The 17,404-nt window shown below is 74.3% G+C and carries 12 protein-coding genes; 9 read left to right on the forward strand and 3 right to left on the reverse strand.

All coding sequences use genetic code 11. The annotated features are described in order from the left end of the window. Positions 1-148 precede the first annotated feature (148 nt). The 3 genes from BJY14_RS14140 (at position 149) to BJY14_RS14150 (ending at position 4,846) form a co-directional block, all read left to right on the forward strand. Positions 149-1,120 (forward strand): LysR family transcriptional regulator, encoded by a 972-nt coding sequence (locus BJY14_RS14140; RefSeq protein ID WP_179844040.1) that lies wholly within the window; start codon positions 149-151, stop codon positions 1,118-1,120. Beyond that, entirely contained in the window at positions 1,117-2,022 is a 906-nt protein-coding gene (locus tag BJY14_RS14145) for a serine hydrolase (RefSeq protein WP_179844041.1), read from the forward strand. The genes BJY14_RS14140 and BJY14_RS14145 overlap by 4 nt, the downstream gene beginning before the upstream one ends. 85 nt (positions 2,023-2,107) lie before the next feature. Then, the gene (locus BJY14_RS14150; protein WP_179844042.1) at positions 2,108-4,846 is read left to right on the forward strand and encodes an AAA family ATPase; all 2,739 of its coding nucleotides are present in this window, start codon (positions 2,108-2,110) and stop codon (positions 4,844-4,846) included. A gap of 196 nt (positions 4,847-5,042) precedes the next feature. Here BJY14_RS14150 and BJY14_RS14155 read toward each other — a convergent pair whose 3' ends face one another. Then, the gene (locus tag BJY14_RS14155; RefSeq protein ID WP_179844043.1) at positions 5,043-6,368 is read right to left on the reverse strand and encodes an amidase; all 1,326 of its coding nucleotides are present in this window, start codon (positions 6,366-6,368) and stop codon (positions 5,043-5,045) included. A 488-nt stretch (positions 6,369-6,856) separates the two neighbouring features. Between BJY14_RS14155 and BJY14_RS14160 the strand changes: the two genes are divergently transcribed. From BJY14_RS14160 to BJY14_RS14175, 5 genes are all read left to right on the forward strand, one after another. Further along, positions 6,857-9,217 carry a phosphoketolase family protein gene (locus BJY14_RS14160; protein WP_179844044.1) on the forward strand — a complete coding sequence of 787 codons (2,361 nt, stop codon included), beginning with the start codon at positions 6,857-6,859 and terminating at the stop codon, positions 9,215-9,217. Next, a complete protein-coding gene (locus tag BJY14_RS14165; protein ID WP_179849371.1) occupies positions 9,217-10,311 on the forward strand; it encodes an acetate/propionate family kinase in 1,095 nt (364 codons plus the stop codon). The genes BJY14_RS14160 and BJY14_RS14165 overlap by 1 nt, the downstream gene beginning before the upstream one ends. 16 nt (positions 10,312-10,327) lie before the next feature. Beyond that, positions 10,328-11,047 (forward strand): GAF domain-containing protein, encoded by a 720-nt coding sequence (locus tag BJY14_RS47205; protein WP_312879210.1) that lies wholly within the window; start codon positions 10,328-10,330, stop codon positions 11,045-11,047. Beyond that, complete coding sequence (locus BJY14_RS44425; RefSeq protein WP_312879789.1) at positions 11,005-11,541, forward strand: PP2C family protein-serine/threonine phosphatase; 537 nt, start codon at positions 11,005-11,007, stop codon at positions 11,539-11,541. The genes BJY14_RS47205 and BJY14_RS44425 overlap by 43 nt, the downstream gene beginning before the upstream one ends. A 272-nt stretch (positions 11,542-11,813) precedes the next feature. After that, complete coding sequence (locus tag BJY14_RS14175) at positions 11,814-12,410, forward strand: hypothetical protein (protein WP_179844045.1); 597 nt, start codon at positions 11,814-11,816, stop codon at positions 12,408-12,410. A 24-nt stretch (positions 12,411-12,434) separates the two neighbouring features. Here the strand turns inward: BJY14_RS14175 and BJY14_RS14180 are convergent, their stop codons facing one another. Beyond that, the gene (locus BJY14_RS14180) at positions 12,435-12,935 is read right to left on the reverse strand and encodes an Lrp/AsnC family transcriptional regulator (RefSeq protein ID WP_179844046.1); all 501 of its coding nucleotides are present in this window, start codon (positions 12,933-12,935) and stop codon (positions 12,435-12,437) included. A 103-nt stretch (positions 12,936-13,038) separates the two neighbouring features. On the opposite strand from BJY14_RS14180, the gene BJY14_RS14185 reads away from it, so the two are divergent. Beyond that, the gene (locus tag BJY14_RS14185; protein WP_179844047.1) at positions 13,039-16,542 is read left to right on the forward strand and encodes an indolepyruvate ferredoxin oxidoreductase family protein; all 3,504 of its coding nucleotides are present in this window, start codon (positions 13,039-13,041) and stop codon (positions 16,540-16,542) included. A 3-nt stretch (positions 16,543-16,545) separates the two neighbouring features. Here the strand turns inward: BJY14_RS14185 and BJY14_RS14190 are convergent, their stop codons facing one another. Next, complete coding sequence (locus BJY14_RS14190) at positions 16,546-17,376, reverse strand: DUF6338 family protein (RefSeq protein WP_179844048.1); 831 nt, start codon at positions 17,374-17,376, stop codon at positions 16,546-16,548. Between the last annotated feature and the right edge of the window lie 28 nt (positions 17,377-17,404).

The following is a 17,404-nucleotide window of genomic DNA, read 5'->3' on the forward strand; positions in this document are numbered from 1 at the left end:
TCCTTCTCCCCCTGATAGACCCGGCGGCCGGGCGATCCGCCGAAGACGCGGATGACCGCCGGGGGGCACCAGGACACCAGGCGTCGCCCTAAAAGTCCAAGATTGATATCGGTCCAGATGAATATCCGTTTTGGTATCATCACTGGTCGTGAACCTGGTCGGGCATCTGCGGTGCTTCGTCGTCGTGGCCGAAGAGCTGCACTTCGGCCGCGCGGCCGAGCGTCTCGGCATGGCGCAGCCGCCGCTGAGCCAGCGTATCCAGCGGCTGGAGAAGGAGCTCGGCGTGCGGTTGTTCGACCGGTCCAGCCGGCGGGTGCGGCTCACCGCGCCGGGCGGTCTGCTGCTGGAGGAGGCGCGTGACATCCTCACCCGCGTGGACCGCGTCTACTCCGTCTCCGAGCGCGCCCGGCTGGGCGAGGTCGGGACGGTGCGCGCGGGCCTGCCGAGCGACCTCGGCGGCCGGGTCGTCGCCGCGCTGATCGCCGCGTTCCGGGAGCGCCGCCCGGACCTGCGGCTCGACCTGCGCGAGACGGGCACCGACCAGCAGATCCGCGCGCTCGCCGAGGGCGCGCTGGACGCCGGGGTGGTGCGGCACCCGTGCGACGCCCGCGGGCTGGAACTCGGCCCGATGCTGGCGCAGCCGCTCGGCGTGCTGCTGCCCGCCGGGGACCGCGCCGCGCGACCGGGCGCGCCCCCGGAGGTGCATCTGGCCGACCTCGGCACCCGCGACGTCGTCGTCCCGCCGCGCGAGGAGGCGCCCGGCGCGCACGACGAGGTGCTCGCGGGCTGCCGCCGGCACGGGTACGCGCCCGCGGTCGTCCACGAGGCGCGGCATCCGGGGTTCGCGCTGGGGCTCGTCCTCGCGGGGTCGGCCGTGGCGCTCGTCCCGCGCACCGACGACACCGCCGGGGTGGTGTGGCGGCCGCTGGCGGGCGAGCCGCTCGCCTGGCGGACGTCCTGCGCCTGGCGGCGGGCCCGCGACCCCGAGCACGCCCGCGCCATCGCCGACTTCACCGCCGTCGCGACCGCGGTGCTGCGCGGCGAGGCCGGCATGGCGCCGCTCGACCGGGCCCCCGCCCGCCGGGTCGTCCCGCGCCCGTCCTCCGGGTTCCTGGCATGAGCGAGGTGCCGCTCAGGAGGGCGAGCGCGGCCGAGCGGATCAATGCCGCGTTCCGGTCCGCGGGCGTGACCGGGTTCCTGCACGTCGTCGACATCGACACCGGGCGGGACGTCGCGGTCGGCGCCGACGAGCCGGTGGTGCTCGCGTCGGTGTTCAAGGTGCCGCTGCTCGTCGCGTTCCACCGGCAGGCCGCCGAGGGCGTGCTGGACCCGGCCGAGCAGGTCACGCTGCGCCCGGGCGACCGCACCGCCGGGCCGACCGGGGTGTCGGCGCTGCTGGACGAGGTCCGCATGTCGCTGCGCGACCTCACCTGCCTGATGATCACCGTCAGCGACAACGCCGCCGCCGACGTCGTGATGGACCGGGTCGGCCTGGACGCGGTCAACGCGGCGGCCGCCGACCTCGGGCTCCGCGACACCGTCATCGAGGGCAACGGCCGCGACCTGCACGAGTCGCTGCTCGCCGACGCCGGCGCGGACAGCGTCGCCGAGGTCTGGGCGCGGCTGGACGAGCCGGGCGTCCAGGGCCGGCTGCGCGCCCTCGACCCGCTGCGCACGAGCCGCAGCACCCCCCGCGACATGACCCGGCTGCTGTCGATGATCTGGCGGGACGAGGCCGCCCCGCCCGCCGAGTCGGCGGCGATGCGCCGCCTGTTCGGCCTCCAGGTGTGGCCGCACCGCCTGTCGTCGGGGTTCCCCTACGACGACGTCGTCGTCAGCGGCAAGACCGGCACCCTGCCGACCCTGCGCAACGAGGTGGGCGCGGTCGAGTACCCCGACGGGGCCCGCTACGCGGTGGCGGTCTTCACCAGGTCGATGGTGCCCGTCGCCGTCCTCCCGGAGGCCGACGCGGTCATCGGCGCCGCCGCCCGGATCGCCGTGGAGTCGCTCCGCCGCCCCTGAACGGGCGGTGCGGCCCGGGCGCCACAGCACCCGCTCTGAAAACATAAGCTGTACCCCTGTTTTGGACGTTCTTGGAGAGTGTTCGTTGCGGCTGCCAGAGCATCTGGAGCTACTGCTCACCGACGAGCCGGTGCTCGACGTCTACTCGCACGGCCCGTGGCGCGTCCCGGACGGCCTGTTCGAGGAGATCTCGGCACGGATCGACGGGCTGGCGGCCGACCCGCGGGCCGTGGAGCTGACCACCGACGAGCACAAGCTGCTGACGCTGCCCGCGTCGCTCGTCACCGCGGAGATCTTCGGCATGCTGGCGTTCCTGCCGGGCGGCGGCGCGATCAAGGCGGGGTCGTGGTCGCAGCTCCCCGAGCGGCTGCTGCACCGGCACCTGGTCAACCCCGGCCCGCTGAGCACCCGCATGACCCGCTGGGACGCGCCGGGCGGGCGGTGGCGGCCCCCGGTGGACTGGCTCATCGAGGCGCCCGACCGGGCGCTGGCGATCGAGCTGGCCCGCGACTGCCTGTCGGTGCTGGAGGGCATCGAGCCGCTGGAGGAGCGCCGCAAGGCGCTGCTGCGCCTCTACGACGACCCGCCGGTCTGCGACGTCAACCTGCCCAAGACGGAACTGCGGGAGCACTGGCACGCGCACGCCGGAGACGACATCGTCGCGGCGGTGCCCGAGCTGCTCGGCCCGGTCGGCTACCTGGAGTGGGTCTGCGCGGGCCTGCTCGCGTCCTACGAGCACCTGATGGAGGCGGCGCCGCGCGAGGAGACCGTCGAGGTCCACCTGGTCCAGCTGCTGCTGCAGGGCAGCATGGAGCAGGTCCCGGCCGAGCTCGCGGTCGCGCTCGGCGAGGACCGGTACGGCGAGCTGCTCCAGCGGTTCACCGCGGAGCGCCGCGGGTTCAAGGCGGGCGCGTGGCAGGAGCGGACGCGGGCATGGCTCGTCCGGGCGCTCGTCGCGGGCGCCGCCGACGCGTGCCGCGGCTGGCTCGACATGGCGATGCGGTTCATCGCGATCGTGCAGGGCCTGCCGGGCGACCCGTGGTTCCCGAAGGCGGAGTGGATCCCGGTCGGCCAGTTCCAGACCGACCTGCGCCGCCTGTACGCGCCGCGCCGCCGCGTCGTGAACCCGCTCACCGAGACGCTGACGAGCGTGCCCGCCGCCGGCGCCGCGCCCGGGACGGCCGCCGGCGGGCGGCAGGAGATCGCCACGTCGCTGGTCGAGCAGCCGGAGGTCACCGAGGCGCTGGCCGAGCTGACCCGCGGCAGCGCGCCCGTCCGGCTGCTGATCAGCGGGCCGGACGGCACCGGCAAGCGCGACGCCGCGCAGGAGCTCGGCAAGGCGCTGGCGCTCGGCCGCGACCCGCACTGGGTCACCGACAACCTGTTCACCGGGCAGCGCCTGTCGGACGCCGTCGCCAAGCTGCACGCCGACGCCCGCGAGTGCGCCGGCGACCGGCTGCTGATCATCGAGGGCCTGGACGGGATCGTCGCCGACCCCGGCAACGGCGAGGCCCTGGCCGCCGAGCTGCACCGGCTCCTGGCCGTCCACCCCGACCTGAACCTGGTGGCGCTGTGCGACGCCGGCGGCGAGGAGCGGATCCGCGAGATCAACCCCGTCCTGCCGCAGCGGTTCCGGATCGCCCGCACCCGGCCGTTCACGGCGGCGGGCCACGCCGAGCTGTTCCGCCGCGCGCTGGACGCCCGCGGCGCCCGCGGCACCCGCCCGGCGATCGAGGCGGCCGGCGCGCTGCTGGCCGCGACCCCGCCGACGCAGACGCTCCGCAACGCCCGCCTCGCGCCGCACCTCGCCGACCAGGTCGTCGCCGCCGCGCGGGCCCGGCTGGAGGCCGGCGAGCCGGGCGCCGCGCTCGTCGTCCGCAAGCAGGACGTCCCGGCCGCGCTCGACACCGCGCAGGCCGCCGGGAACCCGCTGGCCGAGCTGAGCGACCTCACCGGCCTGGAGACCGTCAAGCACGAGATCGCGCTGCTCGTCGCGGGCACGCACGCGGCGCGGCTGCGCAGCGAGTCGGGCCTGCGGATCACCCCGCCGACCCGGCACATGGTGTTCACCGGCAACCCGGGCACCGGCAAGACGATGGTGGCCCGGCTGCTCGGCCGCATCTACAAGCGGCTCGGCGTCCTGTCGTCCGGGCACCTGGTGGAGGCGTCCCGCGCCCACCTCGTCGGCGAGTACATCGGGCAGACGGCGCCCCGCACGCGCCGCCTGGTGGAGCGCGCGGTCGGCGGCGTCCTGTTCATCGACGAGGCGTACACGCTGACGCAGTCGCCGCTGAAGGGCGACTACGGGCACGAGGCGATCGCCGAGCTGGTCAAGCTGATGGAGGACCACCGCGACGACCTCGTCGTGGTCGTCGCCGGCTACGAGCAGGAGATGGCCGAGTTCCTCGCCGCCAACCCCGGCCTGGACTCCCGCTTCCCCAAGCAGATCCACTTCCCCGACTACAGCGACGACGAGCTGATCACGGTGTTCGGCCAGCTCGCCGCCGCCGACGGCTTCGAGCTGGCCCCCGGCACCGAGGACGTGCTGCGCTCGATGCTGCGCCGCGCGCCGCGCGGCCCGTCGTTCGGCAACGGCCGCCTGATGCGCAACATGCTGGACGTGGCCGTCGCGAACCAGGCCGACCGCGTCGCCTCCGCCGCCGTCGTCGCCCTCACCAAGGACCCGGCGGCGAAGAAGGGCGCGGGCAGGGACAAGGGCACCGAGCAGGCGCCTCCCACCCGGCAGGAACTGGTCACGCTGACCGCCGACGACCTGCCCCCGCTGCTGGACCACCCCGAGGAGTTCTTCGGCCTCTACCTGTAGGCAAGGCCCCGGCTGTGTTGATTCAGTCCCGGCCCACTTCGCTCGCCTTGCGGCTCGCTACGTGACCGTGCCTGGGCGAACGCGGCATCGCTTCGCGATCTGCCCGGTTTCGCTCGCCTTCGGCTTCGCTCCACCGGGCAGTTCACGCGTTCGCGCGTGGCCGAGGCCGTTCGAGACAGGCTGGGCGTGGCCCGGCTCAAGTGGTGAGGTGCTCGGCGGCTGTGAACAGGAGGCTCTCCGCGCCGCGGCGGGTGACTAGCTGCGCCCCGATCGGCAGCTCGCCGCCGCCGTCCGCCGGGACGGTTCCGGCGGGGACGGACAGGGCGGGCAGCCCCAGCACGTTCCACGGCGAGGTGAGGCTGACCAGCAGCGCGGTGAGCGGGCCGAGCCCGACCTCGGTCGCGCCGATCCGGGGCGCGGGGATCGGCATGGTGGGCATGGCCAGCAGGTCGTAGCGGTCCAGCAGACCGGCGATCTCCTCGGCGTACCGGTCCCGCTCGCGCAGCGCACGCACGAGCCGCCAGCCCGGCATCCGGCCCGCGTCCTCCAGGCGGGCGAGCGTCGCGGCCTGGTACCGGCCGGGCGCCTCGGCGACCCGCTCGGCGTGCACGTCGTACGCCTCGCTGTACTCGATCGCCAGGAACACCTGCCGGAGCCCGGCGAAGTCGATCCGCTCGGACGGCGCGTCCGGGAACAGGGCGCGGACGCGCCGCTCCACCTCCGGGTCGCACGCCGGCGGCTCGATCCAGGCGACACGCCCGTACGGGGCGTCCCCGGCCCGGCCGCCGCCGGACGAGCCGGCCAGGAGGGAGGGGACGGCCTCCGCGGGCCCGGTCAGCGCGTGGTAGGCGACGCGGCAGTCGTCGGCGGTGGCGGCGAGGACGCCCACGTGGTCGAGCGAGCGCGACAGCGGGAACACTCCGTCGGCCGGGATCGTGCCGTGCGCCGGCTTGAACCCGGCGATCCCGCAGAACGCGGACGGGATGCGCACCGACCCGCCCGTGTCGGTGCCGATGGCGAGCGGGACCATGCCCGCGGCGACCGCGACGGCGCTGCCGCTGCTGGACCCGCCGGACATCCGCTCCCGGTCGTGGGGGTTGCGGACCGCCCCGTTCACCGACACGTCGCCGCTGCCGCCGAACGCGAACTCCTGCGTCCCGGTCTTGCCGACGATCACGGCGCCCGCGTCCCTGAGCATCGTCACGCAGGCCGCGTCGGCCTCGGCGACGTGCCCGGCGTAGTGGCCTGACCCCATGCCGGTGGGGAGCCCGGCGACGTCGATGATGTCCTTCACCGCGACCGGGACGCCGTGCAGCGGGCCCCGGTCGACGCCGGACGCCAGCTCCTCGTCGGCCCACCGGGCGGCGGCCTCGGCGCCCTCGGCGTCCAGGGTCACGAAGGCGTTCAGGTCCTTGTCGACCGAATCCAGGACCCGCGCGACCAGGCCCCGCGCCGACTCCCGGCCCGCGCGCAGATCGCGCCCGATGCCGGTCAGCGTCCGTCCGGTGAAGAACCCGCCCATTGCGTCTCCTTGCCCTCTACCTGTGCCGATCTGCGTAGCATCTCAGACCCTCGCGGCCCCTCTCCGTCCGCCCGCCGTCCCGGTCGTCGCGCACAATGTGGCATTCTGTCATCAATTGATCGCTCACAGTCAACCGTTCACCGCAGATTGCCCACCGCTGGTCGAACCCGCTTCCGGAACCGTGAACCTACGCACGGGTAGGCGGCAGGCTTCCAGCACCCAGAGGTGACGCTCCCGCCGGTTCGCTGGGGGGCGGGGCGGAGGCCGCGCGCCGACGTGCGCCCGGCATGCCGCCCCTGTAACCGGTGACGGTCACACCGAGGTGGGGGGAACGAGGTCACGGCCGGGCGCCGTGGCCTCGTTGTCGCCAGGGACGTTCGGCCCTAGGCCCGCGAGCACGGGGCTGATGGGCTCTCCTCGACGGTTGAGAACCCCGTCCGTGGGGACGGGATGTCCTCAGGGCGATCGAGAGAACCCGGAGGACCCGCATGACCCAGTCGGGCACCCTGAGCGATGACGACGTACGGCAGATCAACGCGTACTGGAGAGCCGCCAACTACCTGTCCGTGGGGCAGATCTACCTCCTGGACAACCCGCTGCTCCGCGAGCCCCTCGAACGGCGCGACCTCAAGCCGCGGCTGCTCGGGCACTGGGGCACCACGCCGGGACTGAACTTCTGCTACGCCCACCTCAACCGCGTGATCAGGGCGCGCGACCTCGACATGATCTACGTCATGGGCCCGGGGCACGGCGGGCCCGCGGCGGTCGCGAACGCCTGGCTCGAAGGCACCTACAGCGAGGTGTACCCGGAGGTGTCGCAGGACGAGGCGGGCATGCGCCGGCTGTTCCGGCAGTTCTCCTTCCCCGGTGGCATCCCGAGCCACGTCGCGCCGGAGACGCCCGGCTCCATCCACGAGGGCGGCGAGCTCGGCTACTCCCTGGCCCACGCGTTCGGGGCGGCCTTCGACAACCCCGGCCTCGTGGTCGCGTGCGTCGTCGGGGACGGCGAGGCCGAGACGGGCCCCCTGGCGGCGAGCTGGCACTCCACCAAGTTCCTCGACCCCGTGCGGGACGGCGCCGTCCTGCCCGTCCTGCACCTCAACGGCTACAAGATCGCGAACCCGGCGGTGCTGGCCCGCATCCCCGAGGAGGAGCTCGTCCAGCTCCTGGACGGGTACGGCTACCGCCCGTTCCTGGTGAGCGGCGACGAGCCCGCCTCCATGCACCGCAAGATGGCCGCCGCCCTCGACCAGGCCCTCGACGAGATCGCCGACATCCAGCGCGCCGCCCGCGAGGGGCGGGCGACCGAGCGGCGCCGCTGGCCCATGATCGTCCTGCGGTCCCCCAAGGGCTGGACGGGCCCGAAGGAGGTGGACGGGCTGCCGGTCGAGAACACCTGGCGCTCCCACCAGGTGCCCCTCGCCGGGGTGTGCGAGGACGCCGGGCACCGCGCGCAGCTGGAGGAGTGGCTGCGCTCCTACCGCCCGGAGGAGCTGTTCGACGAGGCGGGCCGCCCGGTGGCCGCGCTCCGGGCCCTCGCGCCCGCGGGCGACCGGCGGATGAGCGCGAACCCGCACGCCAACGGCGGGCTGCTGCTGAAGCCGCTGGCCCTGCCCGACTTCCGCGACTACGCCGTGGAGGTCGGCAAGCCCGGCACCGTCACGACCGAGCCCACCCGCAGGCTCGGCACGTTCCTGCGCGACGTCGTGCGGGCCAACCCGTCCAACTTCCGGATCATGGGCGCGGACGAGACGGCGTCCAACCGGCTCGGGGACGTGTTCCAGGCCACCGACCGCGTCTTCCAGGGCGGGCTGCTGCCGACCGACGAGCACCAGGCCCGGTCCGGCCAGGTGATGGAGGTGCTGAGCGAGCACCTGTGCCAGGGCTGGCTGGAGGGCTACCTGCTCACCGGGCGACACGGGCTGTTCAACAGCTACGAGGCGTTCGTGCACATCGTCGACGCCATGTTCAACCAGCACGCCAAGTGGCTCAAGGTCACCCGCGGCCTGCCGTGGCGGCGGCCGATCGCGTCGCTGAACTACCTGCTGTCGTCGCACGTGTGGCGGCAGGACCACAACGGCTTCACCCACCAGGACCCCGGCTTCCTCGACGTCGTGCTGAACAAGAAGCCGGAGATCGTCCGCGTGTACCTGCCGCCGGACGCGAACACGCTGCTGTCGGTCGGCGACCACTGCCTGCGCTCCCGCGACTACGTCAACGTGGTCGTGGCGGGGAAGCAGCCCGCGCTGAACTGGCTGCCGATGGACGCCGCGATCGCGCACTGCACCCGCGGCATCGGCATCTGGGAGTGGGCGTCCACCGACGGCGGCGCGGACCCCGACGTCGTGCTGGCCTGCGCGGGCGACATCCCGACGCTGGAGACGCTCGCGGCCGCCGACCTGCTCCGGCAGCTGTTCCCCGAGCTGCGCGTCCGGGTCGTCAACGTGGTCGACCTGATGCGGCTCCAGCCGTCCAGCGAGCATCCCCACGGCCTGTCGGACCGCGAGTTCGACGCGCTGTTCACCACCGACAAGCCCATCATCTTCGCCTTCCACGGCTACCCGTACCTCATCCACCGCCTCACCTACCGGCGCGCGGGACACGGCAACCTGCACGTCCGCGGCTACAAGGAGGAGGGGACGACGACCACGCCGTTCGACATGGTCATGCTGAACGACCTCGACCGGTTCCACCTCGTGATGGACGTCATCGACCGCGTCCCGTCCCTCGGCGCCCGCGTCGCCCACCTCCGGCAGCGGATGGCCGACCAGCGCCTCTTCCTGCGCGCCTACACGCGCGAGCACGGCGAGGACGCCCCGGAGGTCCGCGACTGGACGTGGCCCTACTGATGCGCGTCCTGACGGTCAACCCCGGGTCGAGCAGCCTGAAGGTGAGCCTGCTCGACGCCGGAGACGAGGTCCTCGCCGAGGACTCCGGCGGCGGCCACGAGATGGCCGGGCTGGTCGCCCGGCTGCCCCGGCCGGACGCCGTCGGCATCCGGTTCGTCCACGGCGGCACCGACTTCACCGAGCCGGTGCGCGTCGACGAGAAGGTCACCGCGCGGCTCCGCGAGCTCGCCGACCTCGCGCCGCTGCACCAGCCCGCCTCCCTGCGCGCCCTGGCCGAGATCACCGGCGTCCTGCCGGACGTCCCGGCCGTGGCGTGCTTCGACACCGCCTTCCACGCCACCCTGCCGGACGCCGCCGCGACCTACGCGCTCCCCCGGGAGTGGTCCGAGCGGTTCGGGCTGCGCCGCTACGGCTTTCACGGGCTGTCGTTCTCCTACGCCGTGCGCCGCGCCGGCGAGATGATCGGCGCCGACCCGGCCGCGCTGCGGATGGTGGTGTGCCACCTCGGCGCCGGGGCGTCGCTGTGCGCGGTGGCCGGGGGCCGGTCGGTCGACACCACCATGGGGTTCACGCCCCTCGAAGGGCTGGTCATGGCGACGCGGGCGGGCAGCATCGACCCCGGCATCCCGCTCTGGCTGATGAAGCACGGCATCGCGCCCGCGGAGGTGAACGACGCGCTCGAACGCGACTCCGGGCTGCGCGGCCTCACCGGCACCGGCGACATGCGCCGGGTCCGCGAGCGGGCCGCCGAGGACGACCGGGCCGCCCTCGCCGCCCTGGACGTCTACCATCACCGCCTCCGCGCCTGCGCCGCCGCGATGACCGCCTCGCTGGGCGGGCTCGACGCCCTCGTCTTCACCGGCGGGATCGGCGAGAACGACCCGGCGGTGCGCCTGCGGCTGGCCGAGGACCTCGCCCACCTCGGGACCCGCGTCGACCCCGGCCGCAACGCGGCCGCGGACGGCGACACCGACGTCACCGCCGCCGGCGCGGCCGTCCGGACGCTCGTGGTGGCGGCGCGCGAGGACCTGGAGATCGCCGCCGGCGTCCGGAGGTGCCTGCGGCCGCAAGCCCCGCCCGCCGCCGTGAGGTAGTACATAAGGTGTGAGCGTGGAGAACACGGCGGGCGCTTCGGAGGGCGCGATCCGCAGGCTGGCGAACATCCAGGCGATCACCGACGAGGCGTTCGCCGCCATGGACGTGGACGACCTCCTCGACACCCTCCTCGACCGCGTCCGCGCCGCGCTGGGGGTCGACACCGCCGTGGTCCTGCTCCTGGACCGGGAGGAGCGGTTCCTCGTGGCGACGGCCGCGAAGGGCCTCGAGGAGGAGGTCGTCCAGGCCGCCCATGTCCCGGTGGGCGAGGGGTTCGCCGGGCGCGTCGCCGCCGAGCGGCGGCCGGTCTACGTCCCGCACGTGTCCAGCGCCGGCGTGTTCAACCCGCTGCTCGCCGAGCGGGGCCTGCAATCGCTGCTCGGCGTCCCGCTCGTCGGCGGCGGGACGCTGGTCGGCGTCATGCACGTGGGGACGCTCGCCCACCGTCGCTTCACCGGCGAGGGACCGAGTTCCTCCAGCTCGCGGCCTCCCACGCCGCGCTGGCGGTGCGGTCCCTGCTGGGCCGGGCCGAACGCGCCGGCGCGCTGGAGCTGCAGCGCAGCCTCATCCCGGCCCCGCCGCCGCGGGTCCCCGGTCTCGAACTGGCCGCCCGCTACCGTCCCGGCAAGGCGCTCGTCGGCGGAGACTGGTACGACGTGTTCGACCTGCCGTCGGGAGAGGTCGGCATCGTCATGGGGGACGTGGCGGGCCACGGGCTCTCGGCAGCCGTCGTGATGGGCCGGATGCGCAGCGCGCTGCGCGCCTACGCGCTGGACAACGACGACCCGGCCGAGGTGCTGCGCAAGCTCAACCGGAAGATGCTGCACTTCGAGCCGGAGGCGACGGCGACCGTCCTGTACGCGGTCGTCGACCCCGTGGTGGGCCGGGTCCGGGTCTCGTCGGCCGGGCACCCTCCCCCGGTCCTCGCGCTTCCGGACGGCCCGGCGGAGTCGGTGGACATGAAGTTCGACGTCCTGATCGGCCTGGGCGAGAACCTCCCCCGCCGGACCATGACCTTCGGCCTCCGGCCCGGCGCCCTGCTCTGCTTCTACACCGACGGGCTGATCGAGCGGCGGAACGAACCGATCCTCGACGGCGTCGCCCGGCTGTGCGAGGCGACCTACGCCGGCCCGCCCGAGACGGTCGGCGCGGCGGTGATGTCGGCGATGATCGGCCGCGAGGCGCCCGAGGACGACGTCGCGCTCCTGGTCGCGCGCCGCGTCCCGTAGAGGCGCCCGGATGACCCGCGGGGACTTCGCGGAACCCCGGTGCGGGCGGGAGCGTCCGAGTCGGGCGTTTCGGAGGCAAGGGGGCGGCGGTGGCGGGCGTTCGGCGGGCGGGTCCGGGTCGGCGACGGCTCGTGGGGGCGGTGCTGGGTCGGCGACGGCTCCTGGGGGCGGTCCTGGCAGGGGCGGTGGCCGTGGCGGGAGCGGTCGTGGCGGTCGTGGCCGCCTTCGATGCGCCCGTTCGGCCTCGGGAGTGCGGGTGCAGGCCGCCGCCGGTGACCAGCGGGATCAGCGGTGTGCCGCGCGAGTGGCAGGCCGCCGTGGCCCGGCGCGACGCCGGGACGGCCTGGCGGTTGCTGACGCCCGAGGCGCAGCGGCGGTACGGCTCGGTGAAGGGGCTGCGCGGGGCGCTCGCCCGGCTTGCCCTGGATTCCCACGGGCCCTCGGGGTGGAGGCTCGTCAACACGGACACGCAGGGGAGCGGCACGCCGAGCACGTTCCTCTACCTGCTCGTCGAGAAGCGGAACCTGCGGCCGGCCGGAGCCGTCGTCGTGCACTCCATCGCCGACGGCTCCGCCGATGGGCGGGTCGATCCCGTGCCCGCCGCCACCGTCCGCATCCTGGAACCCGCCGCGCGGGCCACCGTGGGCGTGCGCCCGCGCCTGCGTGCGGCGGCCGGGTCCCCTCCCGCGTACGCGGTCGTGCGGCGGGACGGTGAGATCCAGGGTGGCGTGGGATCCATCCGTGACGCGGACGGGTGGGACACACCGTTCTACGATGCGCTCAAGCCCGGCCCGGCGCTGATCGTCGCGGTCGAGGAGGACGGCGGCGGACGCCTCGCGTACGGAAGCGTCCGCGTCACGATCCGCTGACCTCGTACCGCGTCGCCGGCGGCGTCAGTCGGCCGGCTTGCGGGACGCGGCCCGGGCGCGCTTCTCCTCGTCCTCCAGGAGGGGGCCGACGCGGAACGGGACCTGGTGGGTCAGCACGATCGAGGTGGTGCTGCGGCGGACGCCGGGGCAGGCCAGGATCGAGTCGATGACCTCGTGGAGCTGCTTGCCGTTGGGGGCGACGGCGCGGACGAGGAGGTCGCCCTGGCCGGTGATCCCGAGGACCTCCAGGACGCGCGGGATCGCCGAGAGCGCCACGGCGGCCTCGCGCAGCCGGCCCTGGGCCACCTCCAGGGTGACGAAGGCCGTCAGCTCGAATCCGATGGCGCCGAGGTCGACCTCGCGGCCGCGGTGGCCGATGACCCCCTCGCGTTCGAGGCGCTCCACCCGGGCGTGCGCGGTGTTGCGGGCGATGCCGAGCTTGGCGGCCAGTTCCGTGACGCCGATGCGGGGCTGCTCGACGAGGCGGCGCAGGATCTGCAGATCGAGGAGAGTGGTACGGGTCACAACGCTCAGCTCCGGCGGATAACTCGATTCTGACTTGAGCAATCCGCTCAATTATCGTCCGACCATCTTGCACTCCGCTCAGCTTAGGCGGCTCAATGCAAGCATGAGCACCACCGTTTCTTCCTCCCCCCTCCGCGACCGGCTCGAACTGGAGCGCGGCCGGATCGCGATCGGCGGGGTGCACGCCCTCGTCCGGCTGCTGCTGGAGCAGCGGCGCGCGGACGCCCGGCGGGGATGGCGGACCGCCGGGTTCGTGTCCGGGTACCGGGGGTCCCCGCTCGGCGGCCTCGACCAGCAGCTGGTGCGGGACGCGAAGCTGCTGGACGCCCACGACATCCGGTTCGTGCCGGGCGTGAACGAGGAGCTGGCGGCGACGGCCGTGTACGGGTCGCAGCTCGCCGACCACCTGCCGGGTCCCCGGTTCGAGGGCGTGTTCGGGCTCTGGTACGGCAAGGCGCCCGGGGTGGACCGGTCACTGGACGCGTTCAAGCACGCGAACTGGCTCGGCACGTCGGAGCGCGGCGGGGTGCTCGCCGTGGTGGGCGACGACCCGTCCGCGAAGTCGTCCACGCTGCCGTCGGCGACGGAGGGCGCGCTCGCGGAGGCGTTCATGCCGGTGCTGGTGCCCGCGTCGGTGGGCGACCTGCTGCGCCTCGGGCGGCACGGCTTCGAGATGTCGCGGTTCAGCGGGGCGTGGACCGGGTTCAAGCTCGTGACGGACGTCGCCGACTCGCACGAGATCGTGGACGTCGAGCCGGTGCCCGGCCCGGTGTACCCGGAGTTCGCGTGGCGCGGGCGGCCGTGGAAGCCGACGCGCAAGCCGGGCGTCGACCTCCAGGGCACGACGGCCCTCGAAACCGAGGTCCTCCAGGGCCGCCTTCAGGCCGCGACGGCCTACTCGGCGGCCAACGGCCTCGACCGGATCGAGGGCGCCGCCGGCGACGCGGCCGTCGGGCTGGTCGCCGCGGGCCGCACCTATGTGGAGCTGCGCGAGGCCCTCGACCGGCTCGGGCTGGACGACGAGGCCCTCGCCCGCCGGGGCGTCCGGCTGCTGCGCCTCGCCATGATCTACCCGCTGGACGCGGACCGGATCCGCGAGTTCGCCCGCGGCCTGCGCGAGATCGTCGTCGTGGAGGAGAAGCGGCCGTTCGTCGAGACGCAGATCCGGGACGTCCTGTACGACCTGGCGGAGCGTCCCGCCGTGTACGGCAAGAACGGCCCGGACGGCGCCGGCCTGGTCCCGCCGGACGGGGGCCTGGACGCCGACCGTCTCGTGAAGGCCCTCGCCAGGCTCCTCGCCGACCGCGTCGGGCAGGAGCACGTGGACCTGCGCGACGCGGTGCTGAAGCCCCGCACGCCGCAGATCAACCTGCTCGCCCCTGCGCGCACCCCGTACTTCTGCTCGGGCTGCCCCCACAACCGGTCGACGGTCGTCCCGGACGGGTCGGTCGCGGCGAGCGGCATCGGCTGCCACGTGATGACCGTGTTCACCGACCGCGGCATCGGCACCACGCAGATGGGCGGCGAGGGCGCGATGTGGGTGGGCGCGGCGCCGTTCTCGGACACCGGGCACATGTTCCAGAACCTCGGCGACGGGACGTTCTTCCACTCCGGCAGCCTCGCGGTCCGGCAGGCCGTCGCCGCCGGAACCAGCATCACCTTCAAGATCCTCTACAACGCCGCGGTGGCGATGACCGGCGGGCAGGACGCCGACGGCGGCTCCGACCCGGCCGCGATCACCCGGATGCTGCACGCCGAGGGCGTCGCGAAGATCGTGGTGGTGGCGGACGACCCGTCCCGCTACCCGCGCGGGACCGGCTGGGCGCCCGGCGTCCGGGTCCGGCACCGCGACGACCTCGACGCCGTCCAGCGGGAGCTGCGCGAGATCCCGGGCGTGACCGTCCTGCTGTACGACCAGGCGTGCGCGGCCGAGACGCGGCGCAAGCGCAAGCGCGGCCTCGTCCCCGACCCGCAGACCCGCGTCCTGATCAACGAGGCGGTCTGCGAGGGGTGCGGCGACTGCGGCACCAAGTCGAACTGCCTCAGCGTGGAGCCGGTCGAGACCGAGTTCGGCCGCAAGACGCAGATCAACCAGACGTCCTGCAACAAGGACTACTCGTGCGTGGACGGCGACTGCCCCTCGTTCGTCACCGTCCTGCCGGGCGGCAAGCCCAGGGCCGCACGGACGCTGGCGCCGATCGGCGAGCTGGAGGAGCCCGAGGCGCGGCCCGAGTCGGCGGACGTGCTGCTCGTCGGCATCGGCGGCACCGGCGTCGTGACCGTGAACCAGGTGCTCGCCACGGCGGCGCTCATCGACGGCCGCCACGCCCGCGCGCTCGACCAGACCGGGCTCAGCCAGAAGGCCGGCGCGGTCGTGTCGCACCTGCGCATCGGAACCGCCGACCGGGAGCGGCCGGGCATGGTCGGAGCCGGCGGCGCCGACGCCTACCTCGTGTTCGACTCCCTGGCCGGGACGACGGAGGCCAACCTGCGCCGCTGCGCGCCGGACCGCACCGCCGCGATCGTGTCGACCAGCGAGGTGCCGACCGGGCGGATGATCGTGGACACCTCGGCGTCGCTGCCGCCGAGCGCGGCGCTGGTCAGGCGGATCGCCGAGCGCACCCGGGCGGACCGGCTGGTCGCGCTCGACGCCCTCGCGCTCGCCGAGCGCTGGTTCGGCGCCACGACGACGGCCAACTTCGTGGTGGTCGGCGCCGCCTACCAGGCGGGGCTGCTGCCCCTGTCGGCGAAGGCGATCGAGGAGGCCCTCACGCTGAACGGCGTGCAGGTGGAGGCGAACATCCAGGCGTTCCGCGCCGGGCGCCGCCTCGTGCTCGAACCCGAGGGCCGGGACGAGGCCGCGGCGCCCGCCGCCCAGGTCGCGCCGCGCCCGCTGGACGCGACCGCGTCGGCCGCGATGGACCTCGTCGACGCGGCCGGCGTGGACGGCGAGCTGGCCCGCGTCCTGCGGATCCGCGTGCCCGACCTCGCCGCCTACCAGAACCTGGCGCTCGCCGGGCGGTACCTGGACGCGGTCCTGCGCGTCGCCAGGGCCGAGGACGCGGCGGGGGCCGCCGGGAACCGCCTCGCGGTGGCCGTGGCGCGCAACCTGTACAAGCTGATGGCCTACAAGGACGAGTACGAGGTGGCCCGCCTGCACCTCGACCCGGAGCTCGCCCGGCGCGTCGAGGAGCAGTTCGGGCCCGGCTCCCGGGTCGCCTACATGCTGCACCCGCCGCTGCTGCGGGCCGTCGGCGTGGACCGCAAGATCGCGCTCGGCCGGACGGCCCGCCCGGCGTTCCGCGCGCTGCGCGCGATGCGGCGGCTGCGCGGCACCCCGCTCGACCCGTTCGGCGCCACCGCGCAGCGGCGCGCCGAGCGGCGCCTCGTCACCGGGTACGTCGCGGTGGTGAACGAGCTGGTGGCCGGGCTGGACGCGGGCGCCGCCGGGGACGGCCGGCACGAGTCCGCCGTCCGGATCGCCGAGCTGCCGGACATGATCCGCGGTTACGAGGACGTCAAGACCGCGAACATCGCCCGGTACGAGGAGAGCCTGCGCGAGCTGCTCGCCGCGTGGCGGGCCGAGCGGTCGCCGAGCCGGGTGTGACGCTCAGGTGATCGCGCCGGCCACCGCACCGGCCAGCGCGATCACCACCAGCTCCAGCGCGAGCAGCTTGGCCAGCGGGCCCGGCGCGAGCCGGCACGCGTAGCACTGCTCGACGAAGATCTTGAGCTGGTCGGACGGGTGCAGGCGCGGCGCGGAGTGCCGCGACGGGACGCCGCGCAGCGCCGCCGGCGGGGGCGGCCGCTCCTCCACCGGCCGCACCAGCACGCTGGTGACCGACCGCGTCGGCACGACCATCCGGTCCCAGTGCAGCGCGTCCAGCGGCAGCGGCTTGCCGTGCCCGTCGAGCTGGAAGATGGGGCCGCACAGGGTGATGAAGGGCGGCTCGCTCCCGCGCGCCGCCGATTCCTCTCCGAGGAGTCCGCGAAAGGTCTCGCCGCTGTTCAGGGTGATTTCGAGTTCGACGTCGCGGTCCCCGTAATCGGCGCTCGACCCGGCCGCCGGACGGGCCTCGGCGGGAAACGGCCCCGGACGATTCTCCAAACGCGCGAGAACGGCCGCGGCCAGCGACGAGAGCGTAAGGGAAAGCGCGAGGAAACAGCACGCCGTCCAGGCGGCGGCGAGGGGCGGGACCGCGGCGCCGCCCTCGTCCAGGAGGCGGTGCGGGCTCGGCACCACGGCCTGCCCCAGCACGCCCAGCAGGATCGACGTCACCGTCGTGACCATCGTGCCTGCGACCACCACGCGGGAGAACCGCGGCAGCGTGCCGCCCGGGCGGGCGCGTTCCCGGCGGCCGCGCACCAGATCGAAATGCAGGCCCGGAACCGCCGCCAAGACCAGCAGTACGACGGGCACGACAATGGAGCCCACGGTCATGGTCACCCCTGCCCTGCATCGGGGATCA

Origin of the sequence: Actinomadura luteofluorescens (genome assembly GCF_013409365.1) — a bacterium.
In the GTDB taxonomy this organism is placed as follows: domain Bacteria; phylum Actinomycetota; class Actinomycetes; order Streptosporangiales; family Streptosporangiaceae; genus Spirillospora; species Spirillospora luteofluorescens.

What these genes read in the sequence shown, in the direction of transcription:
- BJY14_RS14165 (WP_179849371.1), top strand. Translation starts at nt 9,217, where the DNA reads ATGCGCGTCCTGACGGTCAACCCCGGGTCGAGCAGCCTGAAGGTGAGC.
- BJY14_RS14155 (WP_179844043.1), bottom strand. Translation starts at nt 6,368, where the DNA reads ATGGGCGGGTTCTTCACCGGACGGACGCTGACCGGCATCGGGCGCGAT.
- BJY14_RS14145 (WP_179844041.1), top strand. Translation starts at nt 1,117, where the DNA reads ATGAGCGAGGTGCCGCTCAGGAGGGCGAGCGCGGCCGAGCGGATCAAT.
- BJY14_RS14190 (WP_179844048.1), bottom strand. Translation starts at nt 17,376, where the DNA reads ATGACCGTGGGCTCCATTGTCGTGCCCGTCGTACTGCTGGTCTTGGCG.
- BJY14_RS14160 (WP_179844044.1), top strand. Translation starts at nt 6,857, where the DNA reads ATGACCCAGTCGGGCACCCTGAGCGATGACGACGTACGGCAGATCAAC.
- BJY14_RS14185 (WP_179844047.1), top strand. Translation starts at nt 13,039, where the DNA reads ATGAGCACCACCGTTTCTTCCTCCCCCCTCCGCGACCGGCTCGAACTG.
- BJY14_RS44425 (WP_312879789.1), top strand. Translation starts at nt 11,005, where the DNA reads ATGGGGGACGTGGCGGGCCACGGGCTCTCGGCAGCCGTCGTGATGGGC.